General features: G+C 59.9%; 18 protein-coding genes and 1 pseudogene. 10 read left to right on the top strand and 9 right to left on the bottom strand.

From position 1 onward, the window contains the following. The first annotated feature begins 73 nt into the window (after window positions 1-73). The 3 genes and pseudogenes from gshB to ACZ9DP_RS33940 all read left to right on the top strand — a co-directional run bounded on the left by gshB (window position 74) and on the right by ACZ9DP_RS33940 (window position 1,990). Window positions 74-1,021, top strand: a complete 948-nt coding sequence (gene gshB, locus ACZ9DP_RS33950; protein ID WP_074066376.1) for a glutathione synthase — start codon at window positions 74-76, stop codon at window positions 1,019-1,021. Window positions 1,022-1,062: 41 nt separating this feature from the next. Continuing rightward, window positions 1,063-1,320, top strand: a pseudogene (locus ACZ9DP_RS33945) (magnesium chelatase domain-containing protein); the annotation flags it as partial. 256 nt (window positions 1,321-1,576) lie between these two features. Then, window positions 1,577-1,990: a hypothetical protein gene (locus ACZ9DP_RS33940; protein WP_338112275.1), complete on the top strand. Its 414-nt coding sequence runs from the start codon at window positions 1,577-1,579 to the stop codon at window positions 1,988-1,990. A 254-nt stretch (window positions 1,991-2,244) separates the two neighbouring features. On the opposite strand, the gene cysK is transcribed toward ACZ9DP_RS33940, so the two are convergent. Together cysK and ACZ9DP_RS33930 are read right to left on the bottom strand one after the other, a co-directional pair. Continuing rightward, the gene (gene cysK, locus ACZ9DP_RS33935; protein WP_039843657.1) at window positions 2,245-3,207 is read right to left on the bottom strand and encodes a cysteine synthase A; all 963 of its coding nucleotides are present in this window, start codon (window positions 3,205-3,207) and stop codon (window positions 2,245-2,247) included. Between the two features lie 133 nt (window positions 3,208-3,340). Then, the gene (locus ACZ9DP_RS33930) at window positions 3,341-3,958 is read right to left on the bottom strand and encodes a LysE family translocator (protein ID WP_283070427.1); all 618 of its coding nucleotides are present in this window, start codon (window positions 3,956-3,958) and stop codon (window positions 3,341-3,343) included. 232 nt (window positions 3,959-4,190) lie between these two features. Between ACZ9DP_RS33930 and ACZ9DP_RS33925 the strand changes: the two genes are divergently transcribed. Both ACZ9DP_RS33925 and ACZ9DP_RS33920 read left to right on the top strand, forming a co-directional pair. Beyond that, the gene (locus ACZ9DP_RS33925; RefSeq protein ID WP_476204968.1) at window positions 4,191-5,261 is read left to right on the top strand and encodes an IS110 family RNA-guided transposase; all 1,071 of its coding nucleotides are present in this window, start codon (window positions 4,191-4,193) and stop codon (window positions 5,259-5,261) included. Window positions 5,262-5,531: 270 nt separating this feature from the next. After that, window positions 5,532-6,092: a cysteine hydrolase family protein gene (locus ACZ9DP_RS33920; protein ID WP_476204967.1), complete on the top strand. Its 561-nt coding sequence runs from the start codon at window positions 5,532-5,534 to the stop codon at window positions 6,090-6,092. Here ACZ9DP_RS33920 and ACZ9DP_RS33915 read toward each other — a convergent pair. After that, a complete protein-coding gene (locus ACZ9DP_RS33915; protein WP_194728727.1) occupies window positions 6,079-6,975 on the bottom strand; it encodes a DMT family transporter in 897 nt (298 codons plus the stop codon). The two genes, ACZ9DP_RS33920 and ACZ9DP_RS33915, sit on opposite strands and share 14 nt — an antisense overlap. 106 nt (window positions 6,976-7,081) lie before the next feature. Between ACZ9DP_RS33915 and ACZ9DP_RS33910 the strand changes: the two genes are divergently transcribed. Continuing rightward, window positions 7,082-7,546, top strand: coding sequence for an Lrp/AsnC family transcriptional regulator (locus ACZ9DP_RS33910; RefSeq protein ID WP_476204966.1), 465 nt, complete (start codon window positions 7,082-7,084; stop codon window positions 7,544-7,546). A 25-nt stretch (window positions 7,547-7,571) separates the two neighbouring features. Here the strand turns inward: ACZ9DP_RS33910 and ACZ9DP_RS33905 are convergent, their stop codons facing one another. Both ACZ9DP_RS33905 and dut read right to left on the bottom strand, forming a co-directional pair. Next, window positions 7,572-8,471: a GNAT family N-acetyltransferase gene (locus ACZ9DP_RS33905; protein ID WP_476204964.1), complete on the bottom strand. Its 900-nt coding sequence runs from the start codon at window positions 8,469-8,471 to the stop codon at window positions 7,572-7,574. Further along, window positions 8,468-8,938: a dUTP diphosphatase gene (gene dut, locus ACZ9DP_RS33900; protein WP_074066381.1), complete on the bottom strand. Its 471-nt coding sequence runs from the start codon at window positions 8,936-8,938 to the stop codon at window positions 8,468-8,470. The genes ACZ9DP_RS33905 and dut overlap by 4 nt, the downstream gene beginning before the upstream one ends. A 90-nt stretch (window positions 8,939-9,028) precedes the next feature. On the opposite strand from dut, the gene ACZ9DP_RS33895 reads away from it, so the two are divergent. Then, entirely contained in the window at window positions 9,029-10,612 is a 1,584-nt protein-coding gene (locus ACZ9DP_RS33895) for a peptide chain release factor 3 (protein ID WP_194728729.1), read from the top strand. 7 nt (window positions 10,613-10,619) lie between these two features. Here the strand turns inward: ACZ9DP_RS33895 and ACZ9DP_RS33890 are convergent, their stop codons facing one another. Continuing rightward, window positions 10,620-11,006, bottom strand: a complete 387-nt coding sequence (locus tag ACZ9DP_RS33890; protein ID WP_074066383.1) for a RidA family protein — start codon at window positions 11,004-11,006, stop codon at window positions 10,620-10,622. Between the two features lie 82 nt (window positions 11,007-11,088). Between ACZ9DP_RS33890 and ACZ9DP_RS33885 the strand changes: the two genes are divergently transcribed. After that, window positions 11,089-11,616 carry an Lrp/AsnC family transcriptional regulator gene (locus ACZ9DP_RS33885; protein WP_476204962.1) on the top strand — a complete coding sequence of 176 codons (528 nt, stop codon included), beginning with the start codon at window positions 11,089-11,091 and terminating at the stop codon, window positions 11,614-11,616. On the opposite strand, the gene ACZ9DP_RS33880 is transcribed toward ACZ9DP_RS33885, so the two are convergent. Then, the gene (locus ACZ9DP_RS33880; protein WP_476204960.1) at window positions 11,617-12,555 is read right to left on the bottom strand and encodes a threonine/serine dehydratase; all 939 of its coding nucleotides are present in this window, start codon (window positions 12,553-12,555) and stop codon (window positions 11,617-11,619) included. Window positions 12,556-12,605: 50 nt separating this feature from the next. Here ACZ9DP_RS33880 and ACZ9DP_RS33875 point away from each other — a divergent pair, with 50 nt between their 5' ends. Then, window positions 12,606-12,908, top strand: a complete 303-nt coding sequence (locus tag ACZ9DP_RS33875) for an ArsR/SmtB family transcription factor (protein ID WP_074066386.1) — start codon at window positions 12,606-12,608, stop codon at window positions 12,906-12,908. Window positions 12,909-12,917: 9 nt separating this feature from the next. On the opposite strand, the gene ACZ9DP_RS33870 is transcribed toward ACZ9DP_RS33875, so the two are convergent. Further along, window positions 12,918-13,814, bottom strand: coding sequence for a LysR substrate-binding domain-containing protein (locus ACZ9DP_RS33870; protein WP_194728731.1), 897 nt, complete (start codon window positions 13,812-13,814; stop codon window positions 12,918-12,920). 113 nt (window positions 13,815-13,927) lie between these two features. Between ACZ9DP_RS33870 and ACZ9DP_RS33865 the strand changes: the two genes are divergently transcribed. After that, a complete protein-coding gene (locus ACZ9DP_RS33865; protein ID WP_476204958.1) occupies window positions 13,928-14,635 on the top strand; it encodes a glutathione S-transferase family protein in 708 nt (235 codons plus the stop codon). A gap of 25 nt (window positions 14,636-14,660) precedes the next feature. Here the strand turns inward: ACZ9DP_RS33865 and betC are convergent, their stop codons facing one another. Beyond that, window positions 14,661-16,175 carry a choline-sulfatase gene (gene betC / locus ACZ9DP_RS33860; protein ID WP_372415148.1) on the bottom strand — a complete coding sequence of 505 codons (1,515 nt, stop codon included), beginning with the start codon at window positions 16,173-16,175 and terminating at the stop codon, window positions 14,661-14,663. Window positions 16,176-16,187 lie beyond the last annotated feature (12 nt).

The raw sequence follows: 16,187 nt of genomic DNA, 5'->3' as shown, positions 1-16,187 counted from the left end.
GAAGTCCTTGATTGACCGTTGCGTTTGCTTTGCTTGCGACCTACATCTGTCCGGCACTCACTGAGGGACGGAAATGGCCAATATCAAGAACGTAGCGGTCCAGATGGACCATGTCGCAGGCATCAACATTGCAGGCGATTCTACCTTCGCCATGAGTCTTGAGGCCCAAGCCCGAGGCTACAAGCTTTTCCATTATACGCCTGAGCGGCTGAGCCTCCGCGACGGCAAGCTTTACGCTTCCGTCGAACCGATGCTGCTGCGTGACATGAAGGGCGATCATTTCGAGCTCGGTGCGCCCGAACGGGTCGATCTTTCGACCATGGATGTCGTGCTGCTCCGGCAGGATCCGCCCTTCGACATGGCCTACATCACCTCCACGCATCTCTTGGAACGCATTCACCCGAAGACGCTCGTTGTCAATGATCCGGCCTGGGTGCGCAATTCGCCGGAGAAGATCTTCGTCACCGAATTTGCCGATCTCATGCCGAAGACACTGATCACCAAGGATGCGGCCGAGGTCCGCCGCTTCCGCGACGAGATGGGCGATATCATCTTGAAGCCGCTTTACGGAAACGGCGGTGCCGGCGTCTTCCACTCGACGAGGGACGACCGCAACCTGTCCTCGCTGCTCGAAATGTTCGGCCAGCTCTTCCGCGAACCCTTTATCGCCCAGCAGTATCTTCCCGATGTCCGCAAGGGCGACAAGCGCATCATCCTGGTTGACGGCGAGCCGGCAGGCGCGATCAACCGGGTTCCTGCCGACCACGACAGCCGCTCCAACATGCATGTCGGCGGCCGCGCGGAAGCGACCGAACTCACGGCGCGTGAAAAGGAAATCTGCCAACGCATCGGCCCGGCGCTCAGGGAACGCGGCTTTCTGCTCGTTGGCATCGATGTCATCGGCGACTACATGACCGAAATCAACGTCACCTCGCCGACCGGAATTCGCGAGGTCCGCAAGTTCGGCGGCGCTGATATCGCAAGCCTTCTCTGGGATGCGATTGAGCGCAAGCGCCCATAGGGTGTTCCGGCTTGTGTTCCCCTACAACCTGACTGCAGCAGAGACGTGAATTTGTTCCTTTATTGTGTTGCCGATCTCCCAAAGGAAGCTCGCACTTCGACCTGCCGATTGCTCTTGGCCTGATGGCGGCGCTCGGCGCCATGCCGGCGGATGCGCTTGCCGATTTGGTCGCGCTCGGCGAACTCAATCTCGACGGCACGATTGCACGCGTTGCCGGCGCGCCTCAGGCAGCAATCGGCGCAAATGCGGGGGGGAAGGACTTGATTTTCCCTGCCGATAGCGGCGCGGAAACGGCATTCATTGTGCTGAGGAGGTCGACACCTTTAAACACTTGTGGGAGGCGCAAGTGTGGCGGGCAATGCAAAGAAACAAGCATCATTCGCAGATTTGAAGAACTTTATTGATCTTTTTCAAACGGTTATCTTGAATTGTAAGGCATATCGAAGCGGTGCCGGGGGGCGCCGCGCGTGCTGTATATCGATGGGGTCTCGAGTATCTGCAACAAACACTCCGGGGTCCGCGTTTAGTGGAAATAAGGTAACCGAAGGCGAACCAATGCCCTACAAGCGGTACGGCTTAGAGGAGAACTCCGACGGCACTTGGCGTGTCATAGACTACCGCGAAGGAAAGGCTGCGGAAACGGACGGAGCGGTTCTCGATCGGTTACCCCACGATACCGCGAGCAACCTTGAATTTATCCTTAACGCCCAAGAGAAGGGAATCGAGACGCGGAAGGGGAAGAGGAAGGCCAAGGCCTCGCCACGCCCAAAGGAACACGTCATGGCAACCGCGCGGTATAGCCATCGCAAGAACTTAAACATCTACTGGACGGTAGTCGATGCAGTCACCGGACAGGCGGTCGTTATCGATGGGGTGGTCATGGATATGCTCACCGAAGAGGATGCCGAGGAGTTGGTCGAGCGGCTGAACCGTAAGGATGAGGAAGGTAAACCGTTCAGTCGTCCCTGAGGCGGCCCCTGAATAGCTGCTGTAACGGGTCGATCATGTTCCACTCAACGAAAAAAAGAGGAGTGGAACAATGAGATTTCCGATCAGCCCCGCCTTCATGCGGTTTTCGGGCCTGCGGCGATCACCGGGTACTCGGCGATCACCGCGTACTCAAGGTGGCGCGGAAGCAATTCCTATCGTATTGCCGGCGAACGGCTGAGGCGGCGGCCTGACGGAGAAAGGGGCGCCGAAGCGCCCCGATTACCCTCCGAAAATCAGTTTCCGAGACCCTCAAAGAGGGCAGTCGAAAGATAGCGCTCGGCGAAGGATGGGATGATGACGACGATGTTCTTGCCGTCATTTTCCTCGCGGCTGCCGATCTTGATTGCCGCCGCCAGTGCCGCCCCTGACGAAATGCCGACCGGAACGCCTTCAAGCCTGGCGACCAAACGCGCCGTTTCCATCGCCTGCGCGCTGTTGATCGTGACGACTTCGTCATAAATCTTCGTATCGAGGATGGCCGGGGCAAAGCCGGCGCCGATGCCCTGGATCTTGTGCGGCCCGGGCTGACCGCCGGAAAGAACCGGAGATTCCTCGGGCTCCACGGCGATTACCCTGATGCCCGGCTTCTTCGACTTCAGAACCTGGCCGGCGCCGGTGATCGTGCCGCCGGTGCCGATGCCGGAAACGAGGATGTCGACGGCACCTTCCGTATCGTTCCAGATTTCCTCGGCCGTCGTCTTGCGGTGTATTTCCGGGTTTGCCGGATTCTCGAACTGTTGCGGGATGATGGCGTCGGGAAGCGTTGCGGCAAGTTCTTCCGCCTTGGCGATTGCGCCCTTCATCCCCCGCGGCCCCTCGGTCAATACGAGTTCGGCGCCGAGCAGCGCCAACATCTTGCGGCGCTCGACCGACATGGTTTCCGGCATGGTGAGAATCAGCTTGTAGCCCTTGGCGGCGGCCGCAAAAGCGAGCGCGATGCCGGTATTGCCGGAGGTCGGCTCGATGAGCGTCGTCCTGCCAGGGGAAATTTTGCCTTGCGCTTCGAGGCTCTCGATCATGGCGACGCCGATGCGGTCCTTGACGGAAGCAATCGGATTGAAGAATTCGAGCTTGGCGAGCAGATTGGCCTTCACGCCCTTTTCCTTGGCCAGCTTGTCGAGGCGGACGATCGGAGTATCTCCGATGGTTTCCGTGATCGACGAGTAGATGCGGCCGCGGCCCGGTTTTCTCGACATGGTGCGCTCCCTTAATGATTGTTGCGCGAGAGAATAGGGTCAAAGGCCGAAGCAGGCCAGAGGGGCTTGATCCACGGAAGCGTCGTCCGAGAGAATAAATCGTTTGGAAACGGTGCTTTGCCGAATGATTTTTTCAGGCTGCGCGTGCAGCGATAAAGGCTGCGGTTCCGGCCAGGATGCTCGCCGCAACCCTGTTGAGCGCTTGCAGCGCGCGCGGCTGTTTCAGCATCGTGCGGGCGCGCGACGCAAGCAGCATGTAAGGGATCAAAACCAAAAGCAGCACAACGAAGGTTGCGACTAAAAGTATGCCGTATTCTCGAGGGCCGATGTGGTTGATGTCGATTAGTGTCGGCACGAGGGCGACGTAAAAGAGCATCGTCTTCGGGTTGCCGAGCGTCACCAGAAGGCCGGACAGGAAGGATATGCCGATGCTGCTCGATCTGCGCGCGGTAATATCCTGCGGCAAAAGACCTGCCGTCCAAAGCTTGTAGGCAATGTAGCAGAGGTAAAGCACGCCGGCGAATTTGATGATGAGGAATATTCCGGTGAAGGTCTGCGCCACGAATGCAAGGCCGAGGATCACCGCCGTCAGGTACGTGATGTCGCCGAGAACAAGGCCGAGACCCATGAAGAAGGTCTCGCGAAAATTCGAGCCGAGCGCGCGGGCGACGATCGCGGTGATGCCGGGTCCGGGAATGATCGCAGCGATAAAAAGGGCGCCGCTATAGGCAAGCAGGGCTGCAACGGTCATCTTTGCTCTCCTCAGGCAGCTTCTCTTACTGATGCTACGGCCCGCTTTCAAGATGAAGTCACACGCTCGAATCAGATAGAAGTGCGCCGAAAGGGAGATGGCATGAAAGAGGCCGCGCCCGCTGAGAGAACGGATCACTGAGATGCAGTCGATGATCGAGGGACAGTCACACTTCCAGCCTTTCGGCTTACCTTACTGGGGTTCGGAAAATCTCAATAAGGGAGTTGGAAGCATGACTGCCTCTTATGATCACCATATCGGCGTCGACTACCACAAATCCTATAGCCATCTGGTGGTGCAGGACAGCAGCGGCAAGACGCTGAGATCCGGCCGGGTGAAGAACGATCGCCAGTCGCTGGGCGGGTTTCTGGAGCGATACCGTGAGAATTCGCATGCGGTTGTCGAGGCGACGCGCAACTGGATGGTGATGTACGACTGGCTCGACGACATTTGTGATGATGTCGTCCTCGCCCATCCGTTGAAGGTCAAGGCGATCGCTGACGCCAAGATCAAGACCGACAAGATCGACGCGACGGTACTGGCGCATCTGCTGCGAGCCGACCTGGTGCCGGAGGCCTGGGCTCCTGGCGAACGAGCAAGAGAACTGCGCATCGCGCTGCGCGAGCGGATGTTTTACGTGCGGCTGCGGACGATGACGAAGAACCGCATCGTCACGGTGTTTGATCGCTATCCGGAGCAGACGGCGCAATTGAAGAAACTCGGCGATCTGTTCGGCAAGGCCGGCCGCATTCAGCTGGCGCAGGTCAAGGTCTCGGAGATCGACCGCATCCAGATCGACCGCGGTCTCGACTTCATCGGCGACATCGACGTGCGGATCAAGCAGTCGGAAGCAACGATCCGGGCAATGACCAAGGCCAATACCAATGTGAAGCTGTTGAAGACGATCCCCGGCATTGGCGAGTTCTTCGCCCGGCTGATCGATGCTGAGATCGACGACATATCGCGGTTCCCCACACCGAAGAAGCTTGCCGCCTATGCCGGTCTGGTGCCGTCGACCTATTCTTCCGGCGGCAAGACCTTCCACGGCAAGATCATCAAGCAGGGCAACAAGTGGCTACGCTGGGCGGTCGTCGAGGCGGTTTCTCCCACCATCGCCACTGATGCGCAGCTTCGGGCCCAATACGAGCATCTGAAGTTCAGAGGAGTAAACAAGGCGCGTGTTGCCATTGCGCGCAAGCTTTTGACGATCGCTTTCCAGATCCTGCGTGACCAGTGCGCTTACGAGCGGCGCGGTGAACGCCGCCCCATGGAAGGCGCGTCGACGATATCCCGGTTGTCCTGATGAATGCTTAGCGAGCCCGGCAGGACTGGGCTGCGCTCTTCGAGGAGAATGGGAAGCCGGGAGCCGAACGCCATTCTGTGACCGAAGCCACGGGGCATCAGGGTCACGCATTGGAGCATGGTTCGAGAACCGAAGGACGGAAACAACCTGTCCAGCGGAAGGAAGAGATTTAGCCGATCGGCAAAAAGCCGATCAAACCATAACCGAACCCAAGGAAAAGCCGCCAAAGCGAGGTGTTTGTCCCTTGTGTTCTTTCATTGGAGAAAGCCGATGACAACCGGACTGCTGCTGATCGATGTTCAGAATGCCATCTTGAAAGGCCTCGCAAGCACCGCGCGCCAGCCTTTGATCGACAAGACGCTGGACGAAACGGTGGCGCGTCTCGCAGAGGTTCTCCAAAGGGCCCGCGCGGTGAATGCACCGGTCGTCATCGTCCAGCATGACGGACACGCATCCCACCGTCTTGCGGAAGGCAGCGAAGGCTGGCAGTTGCGCGACGAGATTGCGCCTCAAGATCGCGAGATCGTCGTTCACAAGCGCAGCTGCGACTCGTTCTTCGAAACCGATCTCCAAGCGCGCCTCAAGGAGAAAGGTATCACCAGGCTGGTGGTCGGCGGCTGCATGACCCAGTTCTGCGTCGATACCACCGCGCGGCGCGCCGTTTCGCTCGGCTACGATGTAACGCTGATGTCTGATGGACATATGACGGCCGACATGGGCGAACTCCGCTTCGAACAGATCATTGCCCACCACAATGCCGTGCTCGACGAGTTCGATGCCGGCAGCCACGAAATCCGGCTTGCACAGGCAGCGGCGATCAATTTCGGATAGGCCGCAGCCAACGCCCAGGCGTCCAGCCGAGATTCATTCCCGCTGCCGCAACAAGGATGATTGCCGCACCGAGGATCTGCAATGGCTGCAGTGCGCGACCAAAAGCGAGGCCGTCCACTGCGATCGCGACGATCGGGTAAATGAAGGAAAGTGCGCCGGTGAGATGTGTCGGCAGCTTCTGGATTGCGCCGTAGAGCAGTACATACATCACGCCGGTATGGACGACGCCCATCGCCACCAGAATGCACCACGATCCGGCCGTTGTAGGCAGGTCCGAAAAGTCGGTCACCGGCGCCAGCATGAGAATGCCGGTCGAAACCTGAATGAGCGCGATCAGGTGCGGCGGCGTGCCCTTCAGCCACTTTGCAGCAAGTGCCGCCAGCGCATAGAAGAAGGCCGCCCCAAGTGCCAGCGCAATACCCAGCCCGTAGCTGCCTGAAATGCCGCCGGCCTCAGGTTTGGCTTCGATAATCGCCACCATGCCGGCAAAGGCGAGCGCCAGCCAAAAGAGTTTCGCCAAAGTGATCTTCTCGCCGAGGAATGCGGCGCCGAGCGCCAGCAGCATGAAAGGTTGGGTATTGTAGACGGTGGTCGCGATCGAGATCGATGCGTGCGAATACGAGGCGAAAAGCAGCAGCCAGTTCGCCACGATGGCGATCCCGCCGAGCACCGCGATGCCAAAGGTTCTCGGCGAGAGAATGCCGGGCTTCAAGAATCCGAGCGCGCCGCAGATGACAAGAAGGCTCGCAGCCCCAAACAGGCAACGCCAGAAAACAACTCCGCTCACAGGCTGGCCGGACATGACGACGAACCAGCCGATCGTTCCCGAAATTACCATTGCTGCCGTCATCTCAACCGTGCCTTTGCCTATATCGTTCTGCATCGCGATCTCCTTTGTGCCTTGGAGATTATTGTGTTTGGATGCCAATCTCTATAATCTACAATGCGCGATAGTCGAATTTCTCCTAATAATGAAAGGTAAACTCGCTTTGACGGCTAACGAAGCATCTCGCCTGGACAGCGTCGACCAGCGTCTCCTCGATGCGCTGGCGCAGAACGCGCGTATTTCGCTAAAAGAGCTGGCGCAGGTGGCCAACCTCTCGTCGCCAAGCGCGGCGGAACGGCTGCGAAGGCTGGAGGAGCGCGGCATCGTCACGGCCTTCACGATCGATATCGATCCGGCTGCCCTCGGCTATCCGCTACAGGCAATCGTCCGCGTCCGGCCGCTGCCGGGACAGTTGCATGTCGTCGAGCGCATCATCCAGGAGACGCCTGAATTCATCGAATGCGACAAGGTGACCGGCGACGATTGCTTTATCGCCCGCCTCGTCGTCCGCTCGATGGGAGAACTCGACGGTATTCTGGACAAGGTGGCCGAAAAGGCTGAGACCAACACCTCGATGATCAAGGCTTCCCCCGTCAAACGCCGCCTGCCGCCGCTTTCGAGCCGCTGAATGGATGCCTCGCGAACCGTTCTGTCTAGAAGTCCGCCATCGGCGAGAGCATCGCCGGCGACGCAGGCGCGAGATCGGTCGTACTGCGGACCATGAAGGCCGTACCGCTGTCGGAGGCGAGAGCCTCTCCGCGCCAGTCAAGCTTGTCCGGCGAAAAGAAGACGTCGACCTGTTCAGGCCCTTCGCCGAGCCTGCCGAGGATGACGGCAAGCGGCGGAATTTCCGTACCGACGACGTCGAGCAGGCCGAAGCGGCCAGCCTCTCCGGCTTTCCACGCGATGACGGCTTTCTCCGCGTCGAGCCAGCTCAAACGAACCTCGGGATCGAGTTGGGTATTTACGAGAAACATCGCCGCATTGCCCGAAACGGCCAGCACATCCGAAACCGGTGCCCGCGTCTTCAGCGCCTCCTTCAGCAAAGCGAGATCGGCCTTATTCCATGGATCGAGCTCTCGGGCAGGTTTTCCCGCGGAATGTGGTTTCGGTGCTGCCCCGCAGTAGCGGTGCATCGGCAGGCTGCGGAAGCCGTAAGGTTCGTAGAGCAAAGGCTTGTCGGTATAGAGCACGATAGCCTCGAACTGCCGACTCTCGCACCATTCAAGCGCCTTACACGTCACGTCGCGGTAAAGCCCGCGTCCGCGCCATGGCGGGCGAACGGCGCCGGATTGGAAGGCAGCCGCGTTGATCTGCCGGCCGTTGACGACGAGTGGCATGGCAAAGGCGGATAGATTGGCGGCTAGCGTGTCGTCGGCGGCAAACCAGCCGAAAGGCATGCTTGTCGGATCCGGGCCACCGAGCTGCTGCAGCGGCCCGATATCGATGCCGAATGTATCGTCGAGGAGAGAGACGAGCGCTGCCCATGCTGCCCGATCGTCGAAATAGTCCTGACGAAAGGTCAGCCCGGCACTATCGAACGACTTGCTCAAACGCCGGTCGATCCGAAGCCGCCGGCGCCGCGTGCCGTGGTGCTGCTTTCGGTGATCTCTGCAACGCGCACCTGAGTGACCGGCGCGATCACCATCTGCGCGATGCGCATGCCGCGCGTGATTTCGAATGGCTCATCGCCGAGATTGACGAGCAGCACCTTCACTTCGCCGCGGTAGTCGCTGTCGATCGTGCCGGGAGTGTTGAGGCAGGTGATGCCGTGCTTGAAAGCGAGGCCGGAACGGGGCCGAACTTGCGCTTCGTAGCCATCCGGAATTTCGAAGATGAAGCCGGTCGGCACCAGCGCGCGCTTGCCGGGCGCGAGCGTCATCGGCTCGTTATCGGCAACGGCCGCCCGAAGGTCCATGCCCGCAGCACCGCTCGTCTCATAGGAGGGCAGGTCAAGACCTTCGCCATTGGGCAAACGGACAAGGTTGAGCTGCGGACGGATGTCGTTGTGAATGGTCATGCGACATTACTTTGCGCCGGGAGGCCCAAGGTCAATTGCATTGGCGGGCTTTAATCGCTAGATACGCCGCAATTCCACAGGATTCACATCATGGCCGAAAGTCTCGCCGAGGCGGTTTCTCGCCGCCGCACATTCGCTATTATCGCGCACCCGGACGCGGGCAAAACCACGCTCACCGAAAAGCTGCTTCTTTTCGGCGGCGCAATTCAGCTCGCCGGTGAAGTCAAGGCGAAGAAGGATCGCATCCAGACCCGGTCGGACTGGATGAAGATCGAGCGCGAGCGCGGCATCTCTGTAGTGACCTCCGTCATGACCTTCGAATATGACGACAACGTCTTTAACATTCTCGACACGCCCGGCCACGAAGACTTCGCGGACGATACCTATCGCACGCTGACAGCTGTCGACGCCGCCGTCATGGTGATCGACGCCGCCAAAGGCATCGAGCCGCGTACGCTGAAGCTCTTCGAAGTCTGCCGCATGCGCGATATCCCGATCATCACCTTCATCAACAAGATGGACCGCGAAAGCCGCGATCCGTTCGAAATCCTGGATGAGGTGGAGGAGAAACTGGCGCTCGACACCGCGCCGATCACCTGGCCGATCGGCCGCTCCAAAACGTTCTGTGGCTCATATCACCTGGCCACGAACACTGTGCGCGGTTCAGATACGGAAGTGGAAGCAACGCCGGTCAACGGACCTCAGAGCGTCGCTGATCGGTTGCCGGAAAACGAGCGGGTTGCCTTCATCGACGAGACGGAACTGGCGATGGAGGCTTGCCGTCCCTTCGACCGCAAGGCTTTCCTCGAGGGTCACATGACGCCGGTCTTCTTCGGCTCGGCGCTCCGCAATTACGGTGTCCGCGATCTCATCAACGCGCTCGGTGAATTCGCCCCGCCGCCGCGCGACCAGATAGCCGATACCCGCAAGGTGCATGCAAGCGAAGACAAGATGACGGCCTTCGTCTTCAAGATCCAGGCCAATATGGACCCCAACCACCGCGACCGCATCGCCTTCGCCCGCATCTGCTCCGGCAAGCTGGAACGCGGCATGAAGGCACGCCTCGCGCGCACGGGCAAGCAACTGGGTCTCACAGCGCCGCAGTTCTTCTTTGCCTCGCAAAGACAGCTCGCCGATACCGCCTATGCGGGCGACGTCGTCGGTATTCCGAACCACGGCACGCTGCGCATCGGCGATACGCTGACGGAAGGCGAAGCGCTGGTGTTCCAGGGCGTGCCTAACTTCTCGCCGGAAATTCTCCGTCGTGTCCGTCTTGAAGACGCGATGAAGGCGAAGAAGCTGAAGGAGGCCCTGCAGCAGATGGCCGAGGAAGGGGTCGTCCAGCTCTTTTCCCCGGAAGATGGTTCGCCGGCGATCGTCGGCGTTGTCGGTGCCCTGCAGCTCGATGTGTTGAAGGAACGCCTGCAGGCGGAGTACGGCCTGCCGGTCTCCTTCGAAATGTCGCGCTTCTCAGTCTGCCGTTGGGTATCGGCCGAGCAGCCGGCAGAACTCGAAAAGTTCCTGACGGTCAAACGCGGGGATATCGCCCGCGATCTCGACGGCGACCCGGTGTTCTTGGCGCAGGACAGCTTCTCGCTGCGCTACGAGGCGGAGCGCTATCCGGCAATCAAGATGGTTGCAATCAAGGAGTATCACGTCGCCAAAGCGGCGTGATTTCCAATTACGCGGCGGCAATAATCTCGATTTCGACCAGCCAGTCCTCCCGCAGCGTTTCGACGACGATGGCTGTTGTGGGCACCCGACGCGCTCCGAGCGCCGCCACCCGCGCATTCTGGTTTGCCTCGGCAAAGGATGCATCGCGCAGGTAGCTGGTCAGCCGCACGATGTTGTCTGCGGTCATTTGTGCCTCTGCCAGAATTCGCCTGAGGTTCGACCAGATCAGTTGGAGTTGGGAGTCTAGATCGACGCCGGCTGCACCAGCCTCATCAAGGCCCATCGTTCCGCTAACGAAGACAAGGCGGTCAGGCTGGCGCACCTCCATGGCATGCACGTAATCGGACGTGGCGGTGTAGATGCCGTCGTGCGGATTGCGAACGATCATTTCCATTTCTGCTCCTCTGGAATTTCATATGGCTTTGTCGCTATTTTGCCGAATAAAGTTCGGCTGGAAAATGCAGGAGTAGGAACGGATGGAAAATACAGACGGCATTCGGCAAAAGCGGCGGGAGAGGGCCTCCCTCGATCCGTTCGACCGAAAGATATTAGCAGCTCTCGCCGCCGATGCGGGTCAGAGCTACGCCGTGCTGGGAGAGAAGGTAGGGCTTTCTGCGCCGTCGGTGCACGAACGGGTCAAGCGGCTGAAGCGGTCCGGTGTCATCCGGGATGTGGTCGCCCGGCTTGATGGCACAGCAGTCGGCAAGCCGCTGTTGGCCTTCGTGCATGTGGAGGCGGCGGGTTGGGGCAAGAGCGCACGGCTGATGCAGATCAGCCGGTTTCCGGAGGTGGAGGAGATGCACTCGGTCGCCGGGGATGCCAGCATGATCCTCAAGGTGCGGTTGGAAAATCCGCAGGCGCTCGAATTTCTCCTCGGCCAGATTCATTCCGTGCCGGGCGTCAGCGGCACGCGCAGCTATGTCGCGCTTTCCACGTATCTCGAGCGGCCGGTACAGGCGCAAGTCACGGACGGGTGGCCCTCTGTGCCGTTGCCGCCGGAATAGTCAGTCGAATTTCACGGCCGCCGTGTTGGCGCCGCAGACCAAGACGCAGACGCGTTCGTTCCGTACCGGAACATATTTGCCGGAAAGCACGGCTGCGAATGCCGCCGCACCTCCGGGCTCGGCAACGACCCTCGCCCCTTCCCATAGGGTTTTCTGAGCAGCACGGATTTCATCGTCCGTTACCAGCACCGGCGGCTGCACGAATTGCTGCGCGAGAGGAAACATCAGTTCACCAACCCGTTTCGGGGCGAGCGAATCTGCCGCAATGCCCCCTGCCGGAGCATCCACTGGTTTACCCGCCCTGAAGGCCTCGTAGAGGGTCGGCGCTCCATCGGATTCCACGGCGATGATCTTCACCCGGCCGCGAAACCAGGCGGCGATGCCGCCGACCAATCCGCCGCCGCCGACCGCGACCAGCAATGTGGTGATGTCCGGCATGTCCTCCTCGATCTCCTTGCCGAGCGTTCCCTGACCGAGCAGCGTCTCCGCCTGGTCATAGGCATGTATGGCAAGCGCGCCGCTTGCCCGCTCATGGGTCTCGCTCGCCGCGAGCGCATCGGCGTAACGCTCGCCGCCGATGACCAGATTGGCGCCGTAGGCGCGGATTTTCTCCGCCTTGGCAGGCGAGGTGACGCTCGGCACGAAGATGGTGGCCGGCACGCCAAGCCGCGATGCGGCATAGGCAACGGCCGCGCCGTGGTTGCCGCCGGAGGCTGCCACGATGCCGGCTGCGGGCACCTGCCGCGTAAGGAGGTGGGAAAAGGCGCCGCGTGCCTTGAAGGAGCCGGAATGCTGCAGACATTCGAGCTTGAGATCGACCTTGAGCGGCGCTCCGCCGAAATCCTGCATGTCGACGCACATCACGGGTGTGCGACGGATATGGGGGCGGATCCGCCCTTCGATTTCGGCAATGCGTTCGGCAGAAAGGGCGATCGGCATGCTGGCTCTCCATGGATTGACAATATTTCGTTACTTGGCAAAATAACGAAATGCAAGATGTTGATATTTTGAAAGCCCTCGCCAATGAACGACGCCTCGTCGTTCTCGAATGGTTGAAAGAGCCGCGGGAGCATTTCTTGCCTCAGGTGGATGGCGACCTAGAGGACGACGGTGTCTGCGCCGTGCTCATCGCCGAAAAGCTGGGCATAACACCGGCAACGCTTAGCGAACATATGCGTATATTGGTGCAGGCGGAGCTGGTACACGCAAAACGTATAAAGCAATGGATCTTCTATCGGCGCAATGAAGACCGCATCGCGGCGCTGAAGCAGGGGCTTTTCGCACACCTATGATCGGTCGGGTCATGGCTGACCCAGCCGCTCGCCTATGAACTCCACCACGGCGCGCACTGATGGCAGTTGGCCGCGCCGATGCGGGAGGAGCACCGTTGTCGTGATGTTGCCCGCCGTCCATTCTGGCAGGATACGGATCAACCGCCCTTGCTCTATTGCCTCTCGGCAGACGGAAGTCGGAAGAATGGTGATTCCCATTCCCGCCGCCGCGGCTCTCAGCAGGACGAAAGGTTCGTCGGCCGCCATCACCGGCGGTGGCTTGACCAGCGTTTCGTCCCCTGTGGCCGAGAAAAGCCGCCAGGCCGTCTCGGTGAGGCTGGGCATGACGGCAGCATGCGCCACGAGATCCTCCGGCCTTTGTGGAGCCCCGTGCCTGTCGACATAGGATGGCGCGGCGACCAGAAGAAATTCATGCTCTGCCAATTTGCGCTGCACGAGGCTTGAATCGGCAAGCGGCAGCTGATGGCTGCGTACTGCGATGTCGAAGCCCTCTTGTACGATATCGACGAAGCGATCGGTGACATGCAGAAAGACTTTAAGCTTCGGATATCGGAGCGCCAGGTCCGGCAGATGCTCGGCCAGCATGAACTGCGAAGTCGGCACCGAGGCCGTGATGCGCACGGTGCCGCTCGGCTCGCCGAGACGCGACCGGACAATGCTTTCCGCCATCTCCGCTTCGATGACGGATGCCTGCGCGTGCTCGAAGAAATCGCGTCCCAAATCCGTGAGTGAAAAGCTGCGCGAGGTGCGCTGGATCAGTCGCGCGCCCAGCTTAGCCTCCAGTTCCGCAACACGCTTGCTCACCGTCGATTTGGGAACGCCGAGGCGCCGTCCAGCGGCGGTGAAGCTGCCGCCTTCGACTGCGTGAACGAAAAGGTTGAGATCGTTGAGGTTAAAGGAGCTCAATTCAATCTTCCAGATTTATAGACTTTGATGTGCATTTTGAGCGGCTGTTCGGCAATCGTCCACAAAACGATATTCTGATCGTGAAATCAGTTCAATCCCGAAAGGAACGACGAATGTCTCCGATTTTGTTTTACGGAGTGCCGGAAGGCTGCTCTTTTGCCTCCATTGTCGCACTCGAATGGTCAGGCGAGCCCTATCACCTGTGCCGCATCGAGATGCCGGAAGTCGTCTCGAGCAAAGACTATGGGCGGATCAACGCGATCGGCGAAACACCTTCGCTCATGCTTGGCGATGGCCGTGTCATCAGCGAGAGCATGGCAATCCTCAACCACATCGCTTCCGGCCACATCCGCAAGGGTCTCGGCTTTGCACAGGGCAGCGCCGAGTTCGATAGGCTGAATCAGATGCTCGCCTATCTCAATACCAGCTTTTTCAACGCCTTCAGCCCGCTCTGGTACACGATCGAGCATGAGCTGGAGCCGGATGCCAGGAAGGCGCTGACCGCTTATGGCGTTGCCAAGGTCGAGAAGGTCCATAGGGAACTCGAGCAACTTCTTGCCGGCCGCAAGTGGCTGCTTGGCAAAGGACCCAGCCTTGCCGACGCCTATTTCGCCGGCATCGCACGTTGGAACGACTTCCACAAGGTCGTGGATCGCAAGCAATTCCCGGCACTGAACAGCCTCTATGAGAGGCTGCAGGAAAATCAAGCAGTGCGCTTTGCCCTGGCGATCGAACACGAAGAACAGGCTGAAAGCACAGGTGGCTTTCGTGGCCATGTCACCCTCAAGGACGCGCTCGGCTATCTGAAGCACGCAGCCTGATGCCTTGCAAAATTATCCGCGCGGGTCATTCCCCGCGCGGATATCGCTGGTTCTCTTCCAGAACGTTAAGGTCCATGTGGTTGCGCATATAGCGCTCCGAGGCCTTCTGCAGCGGCTGGTAGTCCCAGGGATAATAGGCGCCATTGCGCAGCGCTGCATAAACGACCCAGCGGCGTGCCTGGCTTTCCCGCACGGATTGGTCGTATTGTGCGAGGTTCCAGCGTCTATTTGCCTGTTCGGTCAATGCCTTGAGCGTCGCGGTATGGGCCGGGTCCGTAGCGAGGTTCTTGAGCTCGTGCGGATCGGCATCGAGGTCGAAGAGCATCGGCGGGTCTTTTTCGCAGAGCGACAGCTTGTAGCGCCTGTCGCGCAGGCAGACGAGCGGCGCGATCGAGCCTTCCGCAGCATATTCCATCGGCACCGGGCCGCGACTGCCGGTGCCCGTGGCGAGGGGGGCCAGATCCTCGCCGTCGGTCCATTTCTTGAGCGAGCTTATGTCGAGACCGGCAAGTCCGGCCAGCGTTGGCGTTACGTCCAGCGTTGAAATCGGCTGATCGATTCGCGTTGCCTTCCAGCCGGGTGCGGCAATCATCAGCGGTACCCGCGCCGAACCGTCGAAGAAGCACATCTTGAACCACAGCCCGCGTTCGCCGAGCATGTCGCCGTGGTCGGAGACAAACAGGATGATGGTGTTTTCCGCCATCCGTCCGCGCTCGAGCACGTCGAGGATCTCGCCGATTTTCTCGTCCACATAAGAGATACTGGCGAAGTAGCCCCTTCGCGCGCGGCGGATGTGTTCGGGCGTAATGTCGAAAGCCTTGTAGTCGCAGGCTTCGAGCAGGCGCTGCGAATGCGGATCGAGCTCATCGAACGGGATTGGTCCGACCTTAGGGTCGAGCGCCGGGCAGTCTTCGTAGAGATCAAAGAATTTCCGCCGTGCCACGTAAGGGTCGTGCGGGTGCGTGAAGCTGACGGTCAGACACCATGGACGCTCGTCCTGCCGGCGCGAAAGATCGTAGAGTTTGCGGGTCGCGTGGTAGGCAACCTCGTCGTCATATTCCATCTGGTTGGTGATTTCGGCGGCGCCGGCGCCGGTGACCGAACCAAGGTTGTGATACCACCAGTCGATGCGCTCGCCGGGTTTCGTATAGTCGGGCGTCCAGCCGAAATCGGCGGGATAGATATCGGTCGTCAGCCGCTCTTCGAAGCCGTGAAGTTGATCTGGCCCGACGAAATGCATCTTGCCGGAAAGCGCTGTCTGATATCCGGCGGCCCGCAGATGGTGCGCGTAAGTCGGGATGTCGGAGGCAAATTCCGCGGCATTGTCATAGACGCGTGTCCGGCTGGGGAGCTGGCCCGACATGAAGGAGGCTCGCGCCGGAGCGCAGAGCGGGCTTGCCGTATAGGTGTTGGCGAAACGCACGGAACGCTCCGCCAATGCCTTCAGATGCGGCGCGTGAAGAAATTCGGCCGGTCCGTCCGGAAACAGCGTTCCGTTGAACTGGTCGACCATGAGGATGAGGATATTCGGGCGCGCCATCATTCGTTTGTC

The organism is Rhizobium sp. USDA 4016 (genome assembly GCF_056279705.1).
Note: the sequence above shows the minus strand (reverse complement) of the source record. Positions and strands in the feature narration are given on the sequence as shown.

What these genes read in the sequence shown, in the direction of transcription:
- dut (WP_074066381.1), bottom strand. Translation starts at nt 8,938, where the DNA reads ATGACCATTCACAACGACATCCGTCCGCAGCTCAACCTTGTCCGTTTG.
- ACZ9DP_RS33885 (WP_476204962.1), top strand. Translation starts at nt 11,089, where the DNA reads ATGGAAAATACAGACGGCATTCGGCAAAAGCGGCGGGAGAGGGCCTCC.
- ACZ9DP_RS33915 (WP_194728727.1), bottom strand. Translation starts at nt 6,975, where the DNA reads ATGCAGAACGATATAGGCAAAGGCACGGTTGAGATGACGGCAGCAATG.
- ACZ9DP_RS33925 (WP_476204968.1), top strand. Translation starts at nt 4,191, where the DNA reads ATGACTGCCTCTTATGATCACCATATCGGCGTCGACTACCACAAATCC.
- ACZ9DP_RS33895 (WP_194728729.1), top strand. Translation starts at nt 9,029, where the DNA reads ATGGCCGAAAGTCTCGCCGAGGCGGTTTCTCGCCGCCGCACATTCGCT.
- betC (WP_372415148.1), bottom strand. Translation starts at nt 16,175, where the DNA reads ATGGCGCGCCCGAATATCCTCATCCTCATGGTCGACCAGTTCAACGGA.
- ACZ9DP_RS33865 (WP_476204958.1), top strand. Translation starts at nt 13,928, where the DNA reads ATGTCTCCGATTTTGTTTTACGGAGTGCCGGAAGGCTGCTCTTTTGCC.
- ACZ9DP_RS33875 (WP_074066386.1), top strand. Translation starts at nt 12,606, where the DNA reads ATGCAAGATGTTGATATTTTGAAAGCCCTCGCCAATGAACGACGCCTC.
- ACZ9DP_RS33920 (WP_476204967.1), top strand. Translation starts at nt 5,532, where the DNA reads ATGACAACCGGACTGCTGCTGATCGATGTTCAGAATGCCATCTTGAAA.
- ACZ9DP_RS33940 (WP_338112275.1), top strand. Translation starts at nt 1,577, where the DNA reads ATGCCCTACAAGCGGTACGGCTTAGAGGAGAACTCCGACGGCACTTGG.
- ACZ9DP_RS33890 (WP_074066383.1), bottom strand. Translation starts at nt 11,006, where the DNA reads ATGGAAATGATCGTTCGCAATCCGCACGACGGCATCTACACCGCCACG.
- ACZ9DP_RS33930 (WP_283070427.1), bottom strand. Translation starts at nt 3,958, where the DNA reads ATGACCGTTGCAGCCCTGCTTGCCTATAGCGGCGCCCTTTTTATCGCT.
- cysK (WP_039843657.1), bottom strand. Translation starts at nt 3,207, where the DNA reads ATGTCGAGAAAACCGGGCCGCGGCCGCATCTACTCGTCGATCACGGAA.
- gshB (WP_074066376.1), top strand. Translation starts at nt 74, where the DNA reads ATGGCCAATATCAAGAACGTAGCGGTCCAGATGGACCATGTCGCAGGC.
- ACZ9DP_RS33880 (WP_476204960.1), bottom strand. Translation starts at nt 12,555, where the DNA reads ATGCCGATCGCCCTTTCTGCCGAACGCATTGCCGAAATCGAAGGGCGG.